We start from the raw sequence: 20,337 nt of genomic DNA on the forward strand, positions 1-20,337 counted from the left end.
CGCTATATTATCATTCATAGTATGAACTAATTATGAACAGCTACTTAAGGTTTAGTGATTGTTTAGCAAGAGTATCACTAAACACCAATCACTGTGATAAATTCTCATTTAGTAGTAAGAATGCGGATAAGCACATAAAAAAACATCCTGCATCTCTTTCATATCTGCGGAAATCTATATTTATTTGCATATTAATCATTTGCATTTCATTTTATAACTATGAGCACATCAATCAAACGTTACCCTAATAAGGAACATAACCAGCCGACAGAACGTATTTGCCGGACATTGGATCTTCGTGACAATCCAGAACTGATAGCCGAATATCGCCGCCGGCATAGTCGTGAAGCTATCTGGCCTGAGGTACCTGCCGGTATTCGTGAAGTCGGTATTCTGGAAATGGAGATTTATCTTCTGGACACCCGCTTATTCATGATAGTCGATATACCTGCCGGTCTCGACTGGGACGCAGCAATGGAACAACTCGCCAACCTGCCCCGCCAACAAGAGTGGGAAGACTACATGGCCATATTCCAGCTTGTGAAACCCGGTTCCACCGCCGCCGAGAAGTGGCTACCGATGGAGCGTATCTTCCACTTGTACGAGCCGGACAAAGAATAACAAATACATGAAGAATATACAAAAGAACAATGAATATCATGAAAAAGAACACTAAAAAGAACAGCATTATCAGCAAAGACGGAGTCAGTTACCTTATTCCATTCATCCTTATCACCAGTTGCTTTGCCTTGTGGGGCTTTGCCAACGATATCACGAACCCGATGGTGAAAGCCTTTTCCAAGATTTTCCGTATGAGTGTTACGGACGGTGCACTGGTGCAGGTGGCATTCTATGGCGGTTACTTCGCTATGGCATTTCCGGCAGCTATATTTATCCGCAAATACTCTTACAAGGCAGGCGTATTGTTGGGATTGGGACTGTATGCCATAGGTGCGTTCCTGTTCTATCCGGCTATGTTGACGGGGAATTACTATCCTTTCCTGATTGCGTATTTCATCCTGACGTGCGGTCTGTCGTTCCTGGAAACGAGCTGTAATCCTTATATCCTCTCTATGGGAGACGAGGCTACCTCCACCCGCCGCCTGAACCTGGCGCAGTCCTTTAATCCTATGGGTTCCTTACTGGGCATGTATGTGGCGATGAACTTTATACAGAACCGCCTGAATCCAATGGATACCGCGGAACGCAGCCAACTTTCGGACGCTGAGTTTATTGCTGTGCGCGACTCCGACTTGATGACACTGATTGCTCCTTATCTTATAATCGGACTTGTTATCACCGTGATGCTGATACTTATTTATGCTGTGAAAATGCCGAAGAATGGCGACCAATCCCACAGCATTAACTTCCTGCCCACGCTGAAGCGCATATTCAGTATCCGTCATTATCGCGAAGGAGTGATCGCGCAATTCTTTTATGTAGGGGCGCAGATTATGTGCTGGACATTCGTTATTCAGTATGGCACGCGCCTGTTCATGTCTCAGGGTATGGGCGAGAAGGCTGCGGAGGTACTTTCGCAACAATATAATATTGTGGCGATGATTATTTTCTGTGCCAGCCGTTTTATATGTACGTTCATTCTGCGTTACCTCAGTCCGGGGTTGTTGCTGAAAGTATTGGCAATTGCGGCTTGCTTCTTCACAGCCGGCGTAATAGGATTCCAGAACATCTACGGAATGTATTGCCTGGTAGGAGTATCTGCCTGCATGTCTTTAATGTTCCCGACGATTTACGGTATAGCTTTGCAAGGACTGGGCGATGATGCCAAGTTTGGTGCTGCCGGACTTATTATGGCTATCTTGGGCGGTTCGGTATTGCCACCGGTTCAAGCCGGTATTATTGACTGTAATACATTGCTTGGTATGCCGGCGGTGAACCTGTCGTTTATCCTTCCGCTCATTTGCTTCGTGGTAATTGTAATCTACGGACACCGGTCGTACAGCAGGGAAAAGATACAGAAGATGCAACCGTAGCCTGAGATACATCTGCATTGCTCATATTATAGGAGTTAAAGATACGACAAACACACCATTGAATTAGCAATATGTAACGTCTTAGCTGTCTCTATTAGTAAAAAGATAGCTAAGACGTTTTTTTGCTGACACGTCTTTCTGCAAAAGAAGGAGAAATAGAAGCTACAGATACGAAGTTTTGAATATATATACGGATATTCCGTATAAATCGCAGTCGATATACAGAAGTTATGCAATAACTATTTGCTTCCTGTGCGAACCACATATATATTGTGCGCGTACGGCATATATCCCGTGCGTATGTATCACTTGTGTTGTTTGCGCAGGAAGCAAGTGTTACATACGAACCGTATATATCCCTTGCGAAAACCGCATAAGTCCGACGAGAATAAACCGTTAAAAAACTCTTCGGAAGAGGATTCCGCAATTTTTTTAGAGATGTACGTATTTCGATATCGCACTATCTGTCAGCAAGATACGGATTTTCACTTCCGTATTTCCAACCGCCCCTGTCTTCGGACGGAAATATCGCATTCTAAAGCATACAGAAAATACAAAATGACATTCTGACAGCTACGATTGCTGTTATGCTTATCCGCATACTTATTACCAAATAACTTATTCAGCGAAGCTAATAGAGATACTACTATTAATCACCCTAAACTATGGATGATACCCAAAAGCATTTTTTAAGAATTTCCTGATTTTTAGTTATCATATAATTGTTTTTTCCGCTCATTTCACCTATTTTTGCTCCGCAAAGGGTTTTAGTAATATATACTATATAATTTATACTAATGAAAAAACTATTTATATTATTCTTTCTATTTCTTTTATCTATAAATAATGTTTTTGCGCAAAAGGAAGTTATAGATGAAAAAGAATATATTCTATGTATTGACTCATATACAGACTCCTCTCCGTGGAGTTCTATGGTGATTTCCGGAATAACGGAATATCTGCGGGTAGACCCTAACAGTACCCTCTACGCAGAGCACATGAATATGTTGCTGATTGATAGTGAAGAAATTCTGGAAGAGTTCAAGGACAATCTCTTTAGTAAATACGCGGAACATGCTCCTCACATGTTAGTCTTATTGGGAAACTCTGCACTGTTGTTGCGAGACGAGTATAGAAAAGTCTGGGGAGATATTCCTATTATACTCTGTACGCAAGACAATTATGTAGGCCCACGGGAAGTCTATATCCAAAAGTCAGCTATTAAGCCTGCCGATCGGATTCCTCTTTCCGAACTGGTCGACCCTTATAACATGGTTTATCTATATGCCGACTTTTATCTGAAAGAGAATATCCAGTTAATGCGTCAGATGCTTCCGGATATGAAAAAGTTGATTTATATCGGCGACGAACGGCAAATCAACAAGGAAATAGATGCTCTTATAAAAGAAGAATTGGAAAAAAACTATCCGGATCTCCAATACCAGCTATTGTCTTCCGGCAATATAACCACAAATCAGTTACTGGATTCATTATATTATGTCAATACCCAAACAACAGGAGTATTATTCGGTTCATGGTTCTACAAATACCCCTTTGCCGGTAACACTTTAATATCTGCTAACTCCCATAAAGTCATCACCACCGCTTCTACTCCCATGTTTGCTCTTGATTTTATAAATTTAGAGAGCGAGGAAGAAAGCGTGGTAGGCGGATACGGATATGAACAAAAGCGTTACAATGAAAGGTTGATTCAAGTCATTGCGGATATATTTGAAGGTAAACAGGCGCGTTATATCCCATGCTATATCCCTATGGACGGAAAGCCCATCATAAACTATGAAGTACTGATTAAAAAAGAACTTTCCCCATCCCTTTGTCCAGAAGGAACATACTTCTTGAATAAGCCTCCCACATTTCTTGAAAAATACCGGTACTTTATCATAGGTACTCTTATAGCCATCCTGCTGCTAACCTCGTTCTTTCTCTATCGCATTCGCAATTTACATGCATTGAGGGAGGCGCAACAAAAAGAGATAGACATGATAAACAGCTACAAAACGCTGGTGAACAACATGCCCATGCTCTATCTGAGGGAAGAATTGGTAATGGATAACGACGGCAATCCTGTTGACTTGATTGTCCGCAATGTAAATTCGGAGTTTGAGAAGAACTTCTATCGCAGAGAAGATATTATCGGTAAAAAGAGCAGTGATGTTTTCCCGGAATCTACGCCGGACTTCATGAACTTCATCAAGATAGCAGTGTCTGAGAACAGAGCTATAATATTCCCTTATTACTTCAAGTCCATTAATACCTTCTATGATGTAGTACTCAAAAATACGAATCATGACAACATGATTGATATTTTTCTTTTGAACAGTACGGAACTACACAAAGCCCAGCAAAAACTGAGTGCTACCAACAATAAGCTCACAATGACTCTTGAAGTAGCCAATATCGTTCCCTGGAAGTGGGATTTGCAGAACAAGACCATTCTGTGTGACGTCAATAAGTTGGTTGAGTTAAGTGTACACGGTAGAAACGTAGAAGAGACCCAGTTGGCTGTACCCGAGTCGGCATACTTCTCCAAGATATTCAAAGAAGACCGCATACGGGTGGAACAGGCATATCAGGATTTGATAGAAGGGCGAGCCGAAAAAGTGAAAGAAGAATATCGCATAGTCAACGTACAACGAAATAACCAGTGCAAAATAGATTGGGTAGAAGCGCGCGCCGTTGTTGAAACCCGCGACGAAGACGGGAAACCCTTAACATTGGTGGGGTCATCCCTGCTTATCACCAACCGGAAGAAGATGGAGCAGGAACTGACCACAGCCAAAGACCGGGCGGAAGAATCCAACAGATTGAAATCAGCTTTCCTGGCTAATATGAGTCACGAAATCCGTACTCCGTTGAATGCTATCGTGGGATTTTCGGGCATACTGGCATCTATCGAAGAAGAACAGGAGAAGCAGGAATACGTCAATATCATTGAGAACAACAATACTCTATTGCTGCAATTAGTCAGCGATATCCTTGATTTATCGAAGATTGAAGCGGGGACTTTGGATTTCCAATACTCCAATGTGGAACTGAATGAATTTATAAAAGGATTGGAATCTAACTTCCAATTGAGATTAAAGTCGAATGTAGTGAAGCTGGAGGTCGTAACCCCCTCAGAACCATGTATAGCATATACGGAGAAGAACAGATTATCCCAATTATTTATCAACCTGGTGAATAATGCCATTAAGTTTACTGAAGAAGGAAGTATTCGTTTTGGCTACGAATTGAGGGGAGAGAATTTGTATTTCTATGTATCAGATACCGGATGCGGTATTCCCAAGGATAAGCAAAAGGACATCTTCAACCGTTTTGTGAAGCTGAATACTTTTGTACAGGGAACAGGATTAGGCCTTTCAATCTGCAAAACGCTAATAGACCACATGGATGGCAAAATCGGAGTTGAATCGGAGGAAGGAAAAGGTTCCACGTTCTGGTTCACACTTCCCTACAAAACGGCGATGGAAGCGGATGTAGTGAAAGTACCGGAGTATGTGCCACCTATCGTAGTTAATAAGGACAAGTTGACGATTCTTATTGCGGAGGATAATGAAAGTAATTACAAGCTGTTTGAATCTATCCTAAGGTCTGATTATCATCTGGTACATGCCTGGGATGGTATGGAAGCCGTAGAATTGTTCAAGGAATACAGTCCGCAAATCATTTTGATGGATATCAATATGCCTGTTATGGATGGTTATGAAGCTACCCGGAAAATCCGCAATCTCTCAAATAAGGTTCCTATCATCGCTGTTACAGCCTTTGCCTATGCTTCGGACGAGCAGAAGGTTATGGCAAGCGGTTTCGATGGTTATATGCCAAAGCCTATTAACGCGAAACAGCTGAAGGCGCAGTTAACGGATATTATGCAGAAGCGTATTATATTGTTATAAGTATCCCGTCACAATTAGTTTGTAATATAAATGAGAATTTATGCTTGAACACAGAGTCACAGAGACACAGAGAGGGCGACTACGTCGCAGAGAAAAAACTCTGTGCCTCTGTGTTCTATAAAAGAAAAGAACTCTGTGCTTCTATGTTCAAGGCAGTGCTAACCTGCATTATTCATAAGTGTCTTGTCATAAATGAGAATTTAGGTGGAAATGGGTACGCGGACGACACGGAATAAGCGGACGAACGCGGACTATCTCTATTAGCTTCGCTGACAGAGATACTCTTGTTAATCCGCATACCGCTAAATTATTATTTAAGAAAAAAAACCGCGTTCGTCCGTTTAATCCGTGTCGTCCGCGTATCCATTCTTCGCTAAATTCTCATTTATATTACAAACTAATTGTGGCGAAGTACTTAAAAACAGCTAAAAGAACAGATATGAATATGAAGCGAACTACTCTTTCTTTTATTCTCCTGCTTGCTTTCACATTGGCGCATGCCCAGCTTACTCTGGAGTTCTGCAGGCAAAAGACACAGGATAACTATCCGCTGATGCGGCAATACAACCTGATAGAGAAAGCACGGGAGTACAATCTCGAAAACGCCGGAAAGGGATATCTGCCGCAATTCACTCTCTCAGGCAAGGCAACCTATCAGAGTGACGTAACCAAACTTCCGGTGGACATACCGGGCATGGATATAAAAGGTATGCCCAAAGACCAATATCAGATTATGCTCGAAGTTTCGCAAAGTCTCTATGACGGCGGAGACATCCACTCGAAGAAGCAATTGATACGGGCTACCTCGGAAGCAGATCGTGAGAAACAACATACGGATATGTACGCACTGAATGAACAAGTGAACCAAGTTTACTTCAGCATCCTGCTGCTGGACGAACAGCTAAACCAAAACCGGCTTCTGCAAGAAGATTTGGAGCGCACCCACAAACAGATTTCCAATTACATGGCAAACGGTATCGCTAATCAGAGCGATTTGGATGCCGTGAGCGTAGAGATACTGAATACACGCCAGAAACGTATAGAACTGGAATCTTTACGGCAGGCGTATATAAATATGCTTTCTATATTTATAGGTGAAACGATTACTCCCGGAACCACATTGCAGGAACCCGCGTACAATCCCATATCCTCAGAGGGATACTTAATCTCCTCACACTACTATCCTGTCTCCTCAGACAGTCTTCATATCCTCCCGGATGACTCCCTCATCTCTCCGGATAACTCCTCTATATCCCCGCACAACTTGGCTCCTTCGGAATCTCTTCCGAACAACCGTCCCGAACTCCGCTGGTTCGACGCCCGGAGCGAGCAACTGAATGTACAGGAGTCCGCACTGAACGCACGCATACGTCCCCGCCTCGGGTTGTTTGTACAGGGAGCTTACGGCAATCCGGGATTGAATATGCTGAAAGGTAATTTCACTACATACTATATAGCCGGCGTTCGCATGTCATGGAACTTCGGCAGCCTGTACACTTTGCGCAATGACCGCAAACTGATAGACAACAACCGCCGGCAATTAGACACCAGCCGTAGTGTATTCCTGTTCAACACCCATTTGCAATCTACCCAACAGAACGCAGCCATACTTTCCATGCGCAGACAGATGGCGGATGATGATGAAATAATCCGCCTGCGGGTCAATATCCGTAAAGCGGCCGAAGCGAAAGTAGCAAACGGTACACTGACCGTGACTGACATGCTCCGTGAGATTACTGCCGAGAACATGGCGCGCCAAACCAAAGCATTGCACTACGTACAACTGCTGATGAATATCTGGCAGTTAAAGCATACATTGAATAATTAATTATGAACATCTACTTAGTTCAGTAACATACAAACAAAAACAGTTTGCATTATAAATAAGAATTTAGCGGAGCGGAGCTTCGCAATTTTGAATGATGGATAGATGCAAAACTTAATATATCATATATCATGAAACTAATGAATTTGCCGGGACTCTGTTCCCTGATCTTCTTTCTAACCGCTTGCAGCGACAATACCCCGAAGTACGATGCCACAGGTACATTTGAAACCACCGAAATCCTTGTTTCAGCCGAAGCATCCGGTCGTTTGCTCCACTTCAACGTAGAAGAAGGAACGTTACTGAAAGCGGGTCAGGAAGTTGGTGTCGTGGACACCGTACAGCTCTATTTGAAGAAACTGCAACTGCAAGCCGGCGTCAAGTCCGTAGAAGAGCAACGACCTGACATCGTAAAACAAGTGGCCGCCACCCGCGAACAAATATCTGCTGCCGAACGCGAGCGTAACCGTGTGGCAAATCTGCTGAAAGCAGGCGCCGCCAATCAGAAACAATTGGACGATGCCGAAGACCGGCTTGAAGTGCTCCGTAAACAGCTTGCAGCGCAAAACTCTACATTGTCCAACAGCCACCAGAGCCTGACGTGGCAAAGTTCATCCGTCAGTATCCAGGTTGCCCAAGTGGAAGATTTGCTGAAGAAGTGCCACATTATCTCTCCGATAACCGGAACCATACTTGCCAAATATGCCGAAGCAGGAGAACTGACAGCCGTAGGCACTCCGTTATTTAAGATTGCAGATACGGAACAAATGTATCTCCGGGCTTACATTACTTCCGAACAACTCTCTCAAGTGAAGTTGGGGCAGCAAGTAACCGTCTATTCTGATTATGGTACAGATGAGCATAAGCAGTATCCGGGAGTTGTCACGTGGATTTCAGATACTTCGGAGTTTACTCCTAAAACGATTCTGACCAAGAATGAACGTGCCAATCTGGTATATGCCGTGAAAATAGTTGTAAAGAACGACGGGTTACTGAAAATCGGAATGTACGGAGGTGTAAAATGGAACACGCAGTTATAGTGAATGGCGTCACCAAGAGTTACGGCAATGTCGAAGCCCTGAAAGGCGTTTCCCTGACCGTACTTCCCGGCGAACTCTTCGGCATCATCGGCCCCGATGGAGCAGGGAAGACCTCTCTCTTCCGCATCCTTACCACGCTACTGATGCCCGGTAGCGGAACCGCTTCCGTCTGCGGATTAGACGTGGTACGCGATTATAAAGCCATCCGTCACCGCATAGGCTATATGCCCGGACGGTTCTCCTTGTATCAGGACTTGACGGTGGAAGAAAACCTAAACTTCTTCGCCACTGTCTTCCATACTTCTATAGAAGAAAATTACGACTTGGTGAAAGACATTTATCATCAGATAGAACCTTTCCGGAAACGTCGTGCCGGCGCGCTGTCCGGAGGAATGAAACAAAAACTTGCGTTAAGTTGTGCGCTTATTCATAAGCCAGACGTCCTCTTCCTCGATGAACCTACTACCGGCGTAGACCCCGTTTCACGCAAAGAGTTCTGGGAAATGCTCCACCGGCTGAAAACGCAAGGCATCACTATCATAGTCTCAACGCCCATCATTCAGGAAGCCCGCCAATGCGACCGCATAGCTTTCATCAACCAGGGTCAAATACATGGCATAGATACTCCCGACCGCATATTGCAGCAATTTGCCGATATCCTTTCTCCATCCGGATTGCAACACGACAAAGCCGGCCGGCAGGAAGAATATGTCATTGAAGTTGAAAACCTTACCAAATGTTTTGGTAACTTCACTGCCGTCGACCACATCTCTTTCCGTGTTCATCGTGGCGAGATATTCGGCTTCCTCGGAGCTAATGGCGCCGGAAAAACCACAGCCATGCGCATACTCACCGGTCTAAGCCGCCCGACAGAGGGCAAAGCGCGCGTTGCCGGTTTCGACATTTCTACCCAGACAGAAGAAATCAAGAAGAACATCGGCTATATGAGCCAGAAGTTCTCTCTGTACGAAGACCTCAAGGTTTGGGAAAATATCCGTTTGTTTGCCGGAATATATGGAATACCGGAGAATGAAATAGCGCCCAGAACCGACGAACTCCTCAATAGGATTGGACTGAATGCCGAACGCAACACCTTGGTAAAGAGCCTGCCACTGGGTTGGAAACAGAGGCTTGCCTTCTCCGTTTCCATCTTTCACAACCCCAAGATTGTATTCCTGGATGAACCGACAGGAGGTGTAGACCCTGCTACCCGGCGTCAGTTCTGGGAACTTATCTACCAAGCTGCCGACCGTGGCATCACCGTTTTCGTCACCACACACTTTATGGACGAAGCGGAGTATTGCGACCGGATTTCCATCATGGTGGACGGCGTTATCCACGCCCTTGATACGCCCGACGAACTTAAACGGCAGTTTCATGCCGCCACAATGGACGATGTCTTCCAGCAATTGGCGCGTCAGGCTGTACGTACAGCAGATTGAAAACAGCAAAAAGGAAACAAACAATGAAACAATTTATAGCATTCGTCCGAAAGGAATTCTTCCACATTTTCCGTGACCGGCGTACCATGCTGATACTGCTGGGTATGCCCATTGTGCAGATTATCCTTTTCGGTTTCGCTATCACCACGGAAGTAAAGAATGTGCGGTTAGCCGTTCTCGACCCGTCGAACGACATCGTTACCCGCCGCATCATTGACCGTATGGCTGCCGGTGAATATTTCTCCGTCACCTGTTACCTGCATACCCGGGAGGAGATAGAAGCCTGTTTCAGAAAAGGAGATATAGACATGGCAATCGTCTTCAGCGAACAATTTGCTAACCATCTTTATACCGGTGACGCCCGTGTCCAACTGATTTGCGACGCTACTGACCCGAATATTGCTACCACACAGGCAGGATATGCCGCCAATATCCTGTCCGCTGCCGGACGCGAGATGCTTCCGCCGGGAGTGCAGGCGTCTGCCATTGTTCCCGAAGTGAAACTGCTTTATAATCCGCAAATGAAGAGCGCATATAACTTTGTTCCGGGAGTAATGGGACTTATCCTTATGCTGATTTGCGCCATGATGACCTCCATATCCATTGTCCGCGAAAAAGAAACAGGAACTATGGAAGTTTTGCTGGTATCGCCGGTGAAACCGTTGTTTTTCATTCTTTCAAAGGCAGTACCTTATTTTGTATTGTCGTTTGTCAACCTTACAACTATCCTGCTGCTTTCCGTTTATATGCTCAACGTACCTGTGGCAGGCAGCTTACTTTGGCTCATAGTGGTGTCGTTACTCTTTATTTTTGTTTCCCTGTCGCTCGGATTGCTTATTTCTTCCCTGATGCGGACGCAAGTAGCTGCCATGCTTGCGTCGGGGCTAATACTGATGATGCCTACCATGTTGCTTTCAGGCATGATATTTCCCATTGAGAGCATGCCTCTTCTGTTGCAAGGTATCTCAGCCGTACTTCCTGCCCGCTGGTATATCCAAGCTGTACGTAAACTGATGATTGAAGGAGTGGACATTTCGCTTGTCCTGACTGAAATCAGCATTCTTGCCATTATGGCAATTGTGTTGATAACCGTCAGTTTCAAGAAGTTTAAAAACCGTTTAGAATAGGAGAGTAGTGTATGATAAAGTTCCTGATAGAAAAAGAATTCAAGCAGATGCTGCGTAATCCATTCTTACCAAGACTCATTCTGATCTTTCCTTGCATGATTATGATACTGATGCCTTGGGCGGCAAATCTGGAGATAAATAATATCAACTTGAATATTGTGGATAACGACCATAGCGTTCTTTCCAGGCGTCTGACAGATAAAATCGGAGCATCCACTTATTTCCGGACAATCGATCTTCCTGACAGCTATAAAGAAGCATTACAAGCCATAGAAGTGGGGACAGCAGATATCATCTTAGAGATTCCCCGTGATTTTGAAAAAGACTGGGTTAACGGCAGAAGCCCGCACCTGCTTATTGCAGCCAATGCCGTGAACGGAACCAAAGGCGGATTAGGAAGCGTTTACCTTTCTTCTATCATCAACGACTATACCCGCGAATTGCAAACAGAATCTCCTGCACGTGTATCAAAAGCAACGTCTTCTGAGTACACAGAGCAAACGGAGTCCCCCTTGCGCATAGTAAATACCGGCAGAATGCTTCCCAAAGTGGATATCACGACCCATAACCTGTTCAATCCGCATCTGAATTACAAGCTGTTCATGGTGCCGGCATTAATGGTTATGCTACTGACAATGATTTGCGGTTTTCTTCCTGCCCTTAACATTGTCGGCGAGAAAGAGGTTGGAACTATTGAGCAAATCAATGTAACTCCTGTTTCCAAATTTACATTTATTCTTGCGAAATTAATACCCTACTGGCTGATAGGCATCATAGTGCTTACTCTCTGTTTCCTTCTTGCCTGGTTGCTTTACGGGATTTTACCTGTTGGAGATTTTATAACTATTTATTTGTTTGCAGTAGTATTTATATTTGTCGTATCCGGTTTGGGCTTAGTGATATCCAACCATTCCGCTACATTGCAACAAGCCATGTTTGTTATGTGGTTTTTCATGCTGATTCTTATACTAATGAGTGGCCTGTTCACACCTATACATAGTATGCCGAATTGGGCTCAACAAATTGCATCTTTTAACCCGTTAAAATACTTTGTAGAAGTAATGCGTACCATTTATTTACGTGGTGGCGGCTTTAGTGATTTGTTTTCCCGATTAGGAGTCCTGTTTGCCTTTGCTGTTTTCTTTAACCTATGGGCTGTGAGAAGTTATAAAAAGAGTAACTAAAGGATGTTTCAGATGAGCGGTTCATCCGAAACATCCGGTACACGAGTTACATCCCATCTCTCTAAATACTATTTGAATTTACTATGTAGTAGTGTCTCAACTACCTACTAGTAGTTACCCAACTACTACGTAGTAATTGACCAACTACCACTAAGTAGTTGAGGCATTACTACTAAGTAGTTTGGGCTACTCCGCAGGGTGAATTGGCAGAATTACATTCTTCAATGCAGAAAATCATGTACCGGAAGTTTCGGGAGATTCGGATAAAGCCATTAAAAAAGGCGAAAGAATTGTGTATCTTACAACACAATCCTTTCGCCTTGTTATTTTAGTATAAGGAAATACTACTCAACCACTCCCAACTCCCGGAAGCATTTTGTCAATTTATCAACAGCATAGTCTACCTGTTCTTTGGTGTGTGTAGCCATCAATGCCACACGTACCAATGTGTCTTGCGGAGCGCAAGCGGGTGGAATAACCGGATTAATAAAGATACCTTCATCAAATGCCATCTTAGTAACGATGAACGTTTTTTCAGTATCACGTACATACAGCGGAATGATAGGGGATTCCGTTTCACCTATTTCGAAACCGGCTTCCCGGAAACTCTTCAGTGCATAGTTGGTGATATCCCATAGACGTTCCTGACGTTCCGGTTCAGTCTTGATAATATGTAATGCCTCGCGCGCGGCAGCCGTGGCGGCAGGCGTATTACTTGCCTGGAATATGTACGAACGGGCATTGTGGCGCAGCCAGTTAATAACACTGGAGTCGCCGGCTACAAAACCGCCGATAGAGGCCAACGATTTGCTGAATGTACCCATAATCAGGTCAATATCTTCCGTCACCCCAAAGTAATCACAAACGCCACGCCCCTGTTTCCCGAATACGCCCAAACCGTGCGCTTCATCTACCATGATACTGGCATTGTATTTCTTCTTCAAACGGACAATTTCCGGCAGATTGGCAAGGTCGCCTTCCATAGAAAAGACACTGTCCACAACAATCAATTTGATGGCATCCGGAGCGCATTTCTGGAGTTCCTTTTCCAATTCGGCCATGTCGTTATGCTTATATTTCAACTGGGTGGAGAAAGATAAGCGGCGTCCGTCAACAATGGAAGCGTGTACACGGTCGTCACAGATAATATAATCATTGCGTCCGGTCAATTGCGGAATAACCCCTTCATTTACTGTAAATCCGGTAGAAAAACAAAGGGCTTCGTCCTTTCCGACAAACTCAGCCAATTCTTTCTCTAACTCTACATGTATGTCGAGTGTTCCATTTAATAGACGGGAGCCTGCACAGCCTGTGCCGTATTTATCAGTAGCAGCTTTCGCAGCTTCTATAATTCGTCTATCGTAAGTCAGTCCCGTATAAGCATTGGAACCGAACATTAGCACTTTTTTACCATCCATCAGTACCTCAGTGTCCTGATGACTGTCAATTGTGCGGAAATAGGGATATACACCCATTGCCATAAATTGTTGTGGCAAGTCGTATTTCTCCAATTTGTCTTGTAGTAATCCCATGAAATGTTGTTTATATAGTATGAAATATTTAACTATTAAATTATAAGCATTGAAAACAGGGGGCAAAGATAGCAAAATAAGTTATTAGATACTCTATTTTTGCCAAAAAATATACTCATTCAAGGATTATGAGGCGTACTATGGTTATAATTTCAAGTATTTATATTATTTTTGCCAATTACAAAATTGCGTAGTGAAACATCCGTTACACATGAATGAAGAAAAGAAGAAAATATCATTCCTGATAAATCCAAAGTCCGGTACGCAAGGTAAAGAGCAGATTATTCATCATCTTGAGCAGAAACTGGATAAGGAGAAATACATTTGGGAAGTAATATATACCGAATATGCCGGCCATGCTGTGGAAATTGCCGCACAAAAGGTCAAGGAAGAAGTCTATGCTGTTGTTGCTATCGGTGGAGACGGCACTATTAACGAAATAGCACGTTCGCTGGTACATACGAACACAAAGCTGGGTATTATTCCCTGCGGTTCGGGTAATGGCCTGGCTCGTCACCTTCAAATTTCGATGGAGCCGAAAAAGGCTATTGATATCATCAACAAAGGGGTGGCTGATGTTATTGATTACGGAAAGATAAATGAGGTGCCTTTCTTCTGTACATGTGGCGTAGGATTTGATGCGTTTGTCAGCTTGCAGTTTGCAAAGGCGGGCAAGAGAGGACCTCTTACATATATGGAAAAGACTTTGCTGGAAAGTCTGAAGTATGAACCTGAGACTTACGAACTGGAAACCGAAGACAGTACATTAAAATATAAGGCTTTCCTGATAGCCTGCGGTAATGCCTCGCAATATGGTAACAACGCTTACATAACTCCTCAGGCCATGCTGACGGACGGTTTGCTGGACGTAACCATTCTTGAACCCTTCACCGTACTGGACGTGCCGGCGTTATCTTTCCAATTATTCAATAAAACCATTGACCAAAACAGCCGCATCAAGACTTTCCGTTGTCAAACTCTGCGCATTCATCGGGCTAAACCGGGAGTAGTACACTTTGACGGTGACCCAATGATGATGGGAGAAAACATTGATGTAGAGATTATCCGGAAAGGGTTGCAAGTCATTGTTCCCCGTTATGCCGGAAAAAGCTCTATCAATGTATTGCAACGGGCGCAGGATTATATCAACGGATTGAAGCAGTTGAAGTATTGGCAGTAAGTAGTTGGTGGCCGATGGGCTTGCTTATGTTTTATGGAGTATTGACTTTACGAACCTCTCCATGAAGCTGTCCCTGTAGCGGCTGCCGATAGCCAGTTCGTACGTATCTATATAAATGTCGTTCACATCGAAAGAGTCTATTTTCTCCAGGTTTACGATGTACGACTTGTTGGTGCGCAGGAATATCTCCTGCGGAAGCCGTTCCTGAATCGCTTTCATTGTGGTATTGGTAATGATTCTCTGACTGCCGGTCTGGATAACAACATAATCTTTCAAGCCTTCGATGAAAAGGATATCGCGGAACATAATTTTGAAATACCGCCGGTCTGCTTTCACAAAGATGTATTCCTGCGTAACAGTCTCGATGCTGCTTTCTCGGGGTTTGTTCTGCAACAGTTGCAGGTAGTCCGATACTTTGTTCACTGCTTTCTGGAAGCGTACCGGTTCAATGGGTTTCAGCAAGTAGTCCACTGCATCGAGTTCGTAACTGTCCACCGCATATTCGGGGTAGGCGGTGGTGAATATCACGAGTGTATTCCCTTTGATGGTGTGTGCAAAGGTAATCCCGTCCGTGCCGGGCATGCGGATGTCGAGGAATACCAAATCGACGGGATGGGCGGACAGGAAATCGTTTGCCGATTCTGCATCGCCGAAGCTACCCAGTAGATTCAGCATTGGGACGTCATTCACCAACAGCCGGACAGCTTCGCGCCCCAGTGGCTCGTCGTCAATGATAATGCAGTTAACTACGTTTTCCTTCTTCGCGCCTCGGCAATTCGAGCTTTCTTCTTGTTCTCGGTTCATCTTTTATATCTTTCGTTTTTCAATTCTATCTTTAATCGTACAGAATAAGTGGCGTCATTCTCGGTTATCTCCAGTCGGTGCCGGTTGCCGTACAACAAGTCGAGGCGGCGGCGTACATTGGGAAGTCCCAGTCCGCCAACCTCATCTTTGCGCATCCGGCGAAGCGGCTTGGAGTTAATGCACTCGAAACAAAACACATCGTTTTCCAAGTCAAAGCGCAACCGCACAAAGGAGAGGTTACGGTTGTCGTTATTGTGCTTCACGGCATTCTCCACAAAGGGAATCAACAACAGGGGAGGCAAGGAGATATCTTCTACATCATTGTCCGTCGTAATGCTGAACTCGAAGTTGTCACGCCGCAGCTTTTCGAGGTTCAGGTAGTCGGTCAGGAAACGGATATCATCGGCAAGTCGAATGATTTGCTTGGTGAAACCGTGAAACTGATACTTCAGCATATCGCTCAATTTACGGAGAACAACCGCTGCTTCATCAGGGTTTGTCTTTGTAAGAACAATTACATTGTTGAGCATATTAAACAGAAAATGCGGATTCACCTGGCTTTGGAGTTGCTCCAGTTCCGATAGCATGGTAGCCGTTTCGAGCTTGATTATCCGCCTTTCGTTCTTCACCCAATACAGAAAAACCAGGAAAGCATTTACACCGATTATCGGGAAACAGAGCTTAATGACAGTGGAGATGGTGAAGAGAATATTAATCCATATCGAGAAGTCTCCGTAACTACTGAAGATGTCCGAGAAATAGGTCAGTTGTACAGGTATAACGGCAACAAGTATCGACAAAGCCATCGTTGCCAGGTAAGTCCTTATCTTGTTCTTCATCAGCAATCTCGGCATTAACACATAGATATTGAAATATACCAGTGAGAGGTAAACAAGCGAAGATGACAGAAGCCTCAGTACCGATGACCAAGTACCGTCAAGGTTGTCTATTGAAATCAGTAGAAACCCTGTTATCAGTAACAGATGCCGCCACCAATGCCAACGTTTCTCCGTCAGGAAATTAAGTACAGGCGACGAGAAGTCGAATGTTTGTCCGGGTAATTCCGGCGGTAATGTATTCTGTTTGTGATCGCTTTCGTAGAGTTGCATGCGGAGCGATTTGCTTAAGTCCATCAACAGGGCGGAAACCTCCGATGGCGATTGCCTGACAAGTGTAACTGCCTCATCAAGCGTATTGAACAGGGCTTTGGAATCAATTCGCGTCCTGACTTCTTTCAATACGCTCCGCGTGTTTTCTTTTTCCAGGTCGTGTATCTTTGTGCCCGACTCTTGCCAAAGGTGCAGGAGGATGAACAACGCCGTGCCTGCTATACTGATGAGATAGGCGGTAAGAGGAGATATCAGTTCGAAAATCAAAAGACTATCATCCGAGAAGTACCAGAATTTTTCGTTCAGCAAATGATAACGGTTGACTATTATATATTCAGAACCAACTTCTACGGCAAGAATAACCAGGATAATAGCCAGCAGCGAAAGTACATAAGCTATAAAACGGTTGCGGAGCAGCAGGCGGGGAACCAATACATGGATGTTCAGCATTATGCCGATATAAAATGCCGAGACAATTGCAATCACCGTCGCAATTAGTAGCTCGTGGGCTACCTGTAGCCCTTCCGGCGATATTGGGGATGTTATCCCTAAGGAGATAAAACCCAATATCACAAGAAGTAAACTATGATATATCAACCGTTTCCGTTTCATGTTATTGTCAGAACGAAATTTTATAATATATATTTGGTATGCCTACAGAGGCCGTTGTTCTATCCATCTCATTGGTCTGGTAGTTATAGTCGAAGCCGAAGTACTCCTTACTACCGGTTACGTTAATCATCTTGGCGCCGAACTCGTGTGTCAGTCCCGGTTTGTTAATCTTGTAGTTCACCGTTGCATGAACAACAACAGACGCAGGATTCCTGCTACCCATCATGCGGTTTTCATCCTCGATGGGGCGTTGTTCGGCCAGCGATGCCGCTTCGTCGATGGGTGTATAATAAGTACCTCCCATCAGATTCACCCGCAGGTTTACACCTAATACATTCTGTTTGTTTTTTCCCATCATCCATTCTTTTCCACCCAGCGCATTTACCAGAAAACGGCGATTGTAACGGGTGTTGCGCCAAATGCCGTCATCTCCACGATACTTGGAATCGAAAACGGAAGCCGTCAGCATGTAATAGTAACCGTCTTTCAGGTAACGTTCAAGAGTGAAGTCGACGCCAAAGTTACGGCCTTTGCCGTTATTTATCAACTGTTTGTTCATATAAAAATCGGTTTGGTTGATAATGGAAATGCCGGTTCCGGGTATTACCGGCACATCGTAGAGGTACTGGAAGTAAGGCTCAACCTTGAAATGTATATTGTCCGACACCTTCCAATCATAACTCAGTACGGCATGATATGCCTTGGCTAAGTCAAGGTCTTTGTTTACCGGACGGTCGCCTGTTTCGGGCGTGGTAACGAAATAATAGTCAAGCCGTTCGTGCCGGCTGTGTGCTCCTACCGCCAGGGCAAGCGCATGGCGCGGGGCTGCCTGCCAACGAATAGAGGCGCGAGGTTCCACTGTCCATTCTTTGTTGAGTGCAAAATATTGCGCGTTCACTCCCAACTCGGCAAGGAACCGGTCACTGAACTGATAGGACGATTGGCTGAAGGCGGATATCAGCATACTGCTTCCGTTAGAGTTGGCAAAGTTCATCATCGGAATATTGCCGTAAGGAAAGTCTTCTACCATGTTGTAGTTATCGTCATATAGCAAACCGGTCAGCGTGATACCTGTACGGTTGGTATGGCGGGCGTTGAATTTCTTATTCAGATACGAGTGAAGAACAAGGTTCGTGTTCTTGTCCAGCATATCGAGCGTCCTTTTGGGATTCTTGCCATCGCGGTCGAAACGGTCGAGCATGGCATGATTCTCGGAATAAGTGGCCGCCAAAGTAGATTTCAGATAGGTATTTCCATCGAGGAATATTTTATGCCCCAATCCTGCTACACCCATATACTGGCGGGTTCTTGATTCTTCGAGAAGATATTCGTGGTCGGCCGTATTGTCCGGCAGCGGTTCCAGATAACGGTCGTTAGTGCCGATGCCCCATAATGAAAAAGTTCCTGCTTTCTTTGTAGGGATGTTGATTTTGAAGGACAAGTCCTGATAGCGCATGCCTGAAACCTCTTTGAGACTACCTCCTACGATATCTCCTGCCAGCGCCATTGTAGAGTAGCGGTAGTTGAAGAGGTAAGAGGCACGTCCTCCTTTTTTAAAAGGTCCTTCGGAAGCAAACTCCACGCCGAGTGTACCCAATTGGGCGGTATGTTCGTATTGCTGGTTATTACCGTTACGCAGCATCATATCGAATACACCGGAAAGCGCATTGCCGTATTCCGCCGGAAACGCTCCCGCAAAGAAATCCGAATTACCCAATACTTGCGAGCTGAAGGCTGTAAGGATACCGCCACCCACTCCGCCTATTTCGGGGTAGTGGCTCGGATTGGGTATTTCGACGCCTTCCAGCCGCCATTGCAGGGATTGGGGCGAGTTGCCGCGTATGGCAATGCTGTTGCTCGTTACATCTCCGGCTGCGCCTGCAAATGAGGCAACCAGGCGTGCAGGGTCGTCAAGACCGCCTGCATAGCGGCTTGCCTCTTCCACGCTGAGCATCCGCGCTCCTGCCAGCGCCATCGGGTTGAGGGGTGCTTCTTTGTTTGTTTTCGGCCGTACCACCACTTCTTTCAACTCCGTCAGGCTTTCTTTCATCGAAATCTCCAGTATCACTTCCTTAGCAGACGATACCATTACTTCACGGATTGTTGCCGGCTCGTATCCCACAAAGGAAGCTTGAATATTGTAGCGTCCAATCGGTAATGAAGGGAGGTTGAAAGTTCCCTGTTCACCGGTTGTTACACCCACGAAAGGATTGCTATTCAGTACCACCACATTAACATAAGGCAAGGTTTGTCCCGATGCCGCATCCACAACAACTCCTCGTATAGTTCCGCACGATTGTGCCGCCACTTCTGTGAATAATCCGATAATCATTATTACACTTAAAATCAGTTTTCGCATATCTTTTTTTATTTAATTGATGCGGCAAAAGTAGAGAGAAGCGCAATGCGTATCGACCTTTTTTAGACCAAATGCCTTAGTTTTTCGACTAAAATACCTTTCTACCTCTTACCTGCATTATTCATGGCGGCAAATACATTCATCCCGTGGGACGAATTTTTTCATCCCACGAGACGGTTTCATTCGTCTCACGGGACGGTTTCATTCGTCTC

Annotated in this window: 13 protein-coding genes; 9 read left to right on the forward strand and 4 right to left on the reverse strand. The window is 44.7% G+C overall.

The window, feature by feature from the left end; translation table 11 throughout:
* Positions 1-219 precede the first annotated feature (219 nt).
* The 8 genes from B2Z67_RS07835 to B2Z67_RS07870 all read left to right on the forward strand — a co-directional run bounded on the left by B2Z67_RS07835 (position 220) and on the right by B2Z67_RS07870 (position 12,529).
* A complete protein-coding gene (locus B2Z67_RS07835; RefSeq protein WP_291529265.1) occupies positions 220-621 on the forward strand; it encodes an L-rhamnose mutarotase in 402 nt (133 codons plus the stop codon).
* Positions 622-659: 38 nt separating this feature from the next.
* Positions 660-1,994, forward strand: coding sequence for an L-fucose:H+ symporter permease (gene fucP, locus B2Z67_RS07840; RefSeq protein ID WP_291529266.1), 1,335 nt, complete (start codon positions 660-662; stop codon positions 1,992-1,994).
* Positions 1,995-2,791: 797 nt separating this feature from the next.
* On the forward strand, positions 2,792-5,911 hold the full coding sequence (locus B2Z67_RS07845) for an ATP-binding protein (protein WP_291529267.1): 3,120 nt from the start codon (positions 2,792-2,794) through the stop codon (positions 5,909-5,911).
* Positions 5,912-6,350: 439 nt separating this feature from the next.
* A complete protein-coding gene (locus tag B2Z67_RS07850; protein ID WP_291529268.1) occupies positions 6,351-7,739 on the forward strand; it encodes a TolC family protein in 1,389 nt (462 codons plus the stop codon).
* A 128-nt stretch (positions 7,740-7,867) separates the two neighbouring features.
* On the forward strand, positions 7,868-8,776 hold the full coding sequence (locus B2Z67_RS07855; RefSeq protein WP_291529269.1) for an HlyD family secretion protein: 909 nt from the start codon (positions 7,868-7,870) through the stop codon (positions 8,774-8,776).
* The gene (locus tag B2Z67_RS07860; protein ID WP_291529270.1) at positions 8,758-10,218 is read left to right on the forward strand and encodes an ATP-binding cassette domain-containing protein; all 1,461 of its coding nucleotides are present in this window, start codon (positions 8,758-8,760) and stop codon (positions 10,216-10,218) included. The genes B2Z67_RS07855 and B2Z67_RS07860 overlap by 19 nt, the downstream gene beginning before the upstream one ends.
* A gap of 23 nt (positions 10,219-10,241) precedes the next feature.
* The gene (locus B2Z67_RS07865) at positions 10,242-11,345 is read left to right on the forward strand and encodes an ABC transporter permease (protein WP_291529271.1); all 1,104 of its coding nucleotides are present in this window, start codon (positions 10,242-10,244) and stop codon (positions 11,343-11,345) included.
* 47 nt (positions 11,346-11,392) lie between these two features.
* Entirely contained in the window at positions 11,393-12,529 is a 1,137-nt protein-coding gene (locus B2Z67_RS07870; RefSeq protein ID WP_414630791.1) for an ABC transporter permease, read from the forward strand.
* A gap of 344 nt (positions 12,530-12,873) precedes the next feature.
* On the opposite strand, the gene spt is transcribed toward B2Z67_RS07870, so the two are convergent.
* Positions 12,874-14,061, reverse strand: coding sequence for a serine palmitoyltransferase (gene spt, locus B2Z67_RS07875; protein WP_291529273.1), 1,188 nt, complete (start codon positions 14,059-14,061; stop codon positions 12,874-12,876).
* A 211-nt stretch (positions 14,062-14,272) separates the two neighbouring features.
* Here spt and B2Z67_RS07880 point away from each other — a divergent pair, with 211 nt between their 5' ends.
* Complete coding sequence (locus B2Z67_RS07880) at positions 14,273-15,241, forward strand: diacylglycerol/lipid kinase family protein (RefSeq protein WP_291529274.1); 969 nt, start codon at positions 14,273-14,275, stop codon at positions 15,239-15,241.
* 24 nt (positions 15,242-15,265) lie between these two features.
* Here B2Z67_RS07880 and B2Z67_RS07885 read toward each other — a convergent pair whose 3' ends face one another.
* The 3 genes from B2Z67_RS07885 to B2Z67_RS07895 are packed head-to-tail and all read right to left on the reverse strand — an operon-like array spanning position 15,266 to position 20,125.
* On the reverse strand, positions 15,266-16,045 hold the full coding sequence (locus tag B2Z67_RS07885) for a LytR/AlgR family response regulator transcription factor (protein ID WP_291529275.1): 780 nt from the start codon (positions 16,043-16,045) through the stop codon (positions 15,266-15,268).
* Entirely contained in the window at positions 16,042-17,766 is a 1,725-nt protein-coding gene (locus tag B2Z67_RS07890) for a histidine kinase (protein WP_291529276.1), read from the reverse strand. Before B2Z67_RS07890 ends, B2Z67_RS07885 begins: the two co-directional genes overlap by 4 nt.
* Before the next feature lie 7 nt (positions 17,767-17,773).
* On the reverse strand, positions 17,774-20,125 hold the full coding sequence (locus B2Z67_RS07895; RefSeq protein ID WP_291529277.1) for a TonB-dependent receptor: 2,352 nt from the start codon (positions 20,123-20,125) through the stop codon (positions 17,774-17,776).
* Between the last annotated feature and the right edge of the window lie 212 nt (positions 20,126-20,337).

Origin of the sequence: Bacteroides sp. UBA939, from assembly GCF_002293435.1 — a bacterium.
Classification (GTDB): domain Bacteria; phylum Bacteroidota; class Bacteroidia; order Bacteroidales; family Bacteroidaceae; genus Bacteroides.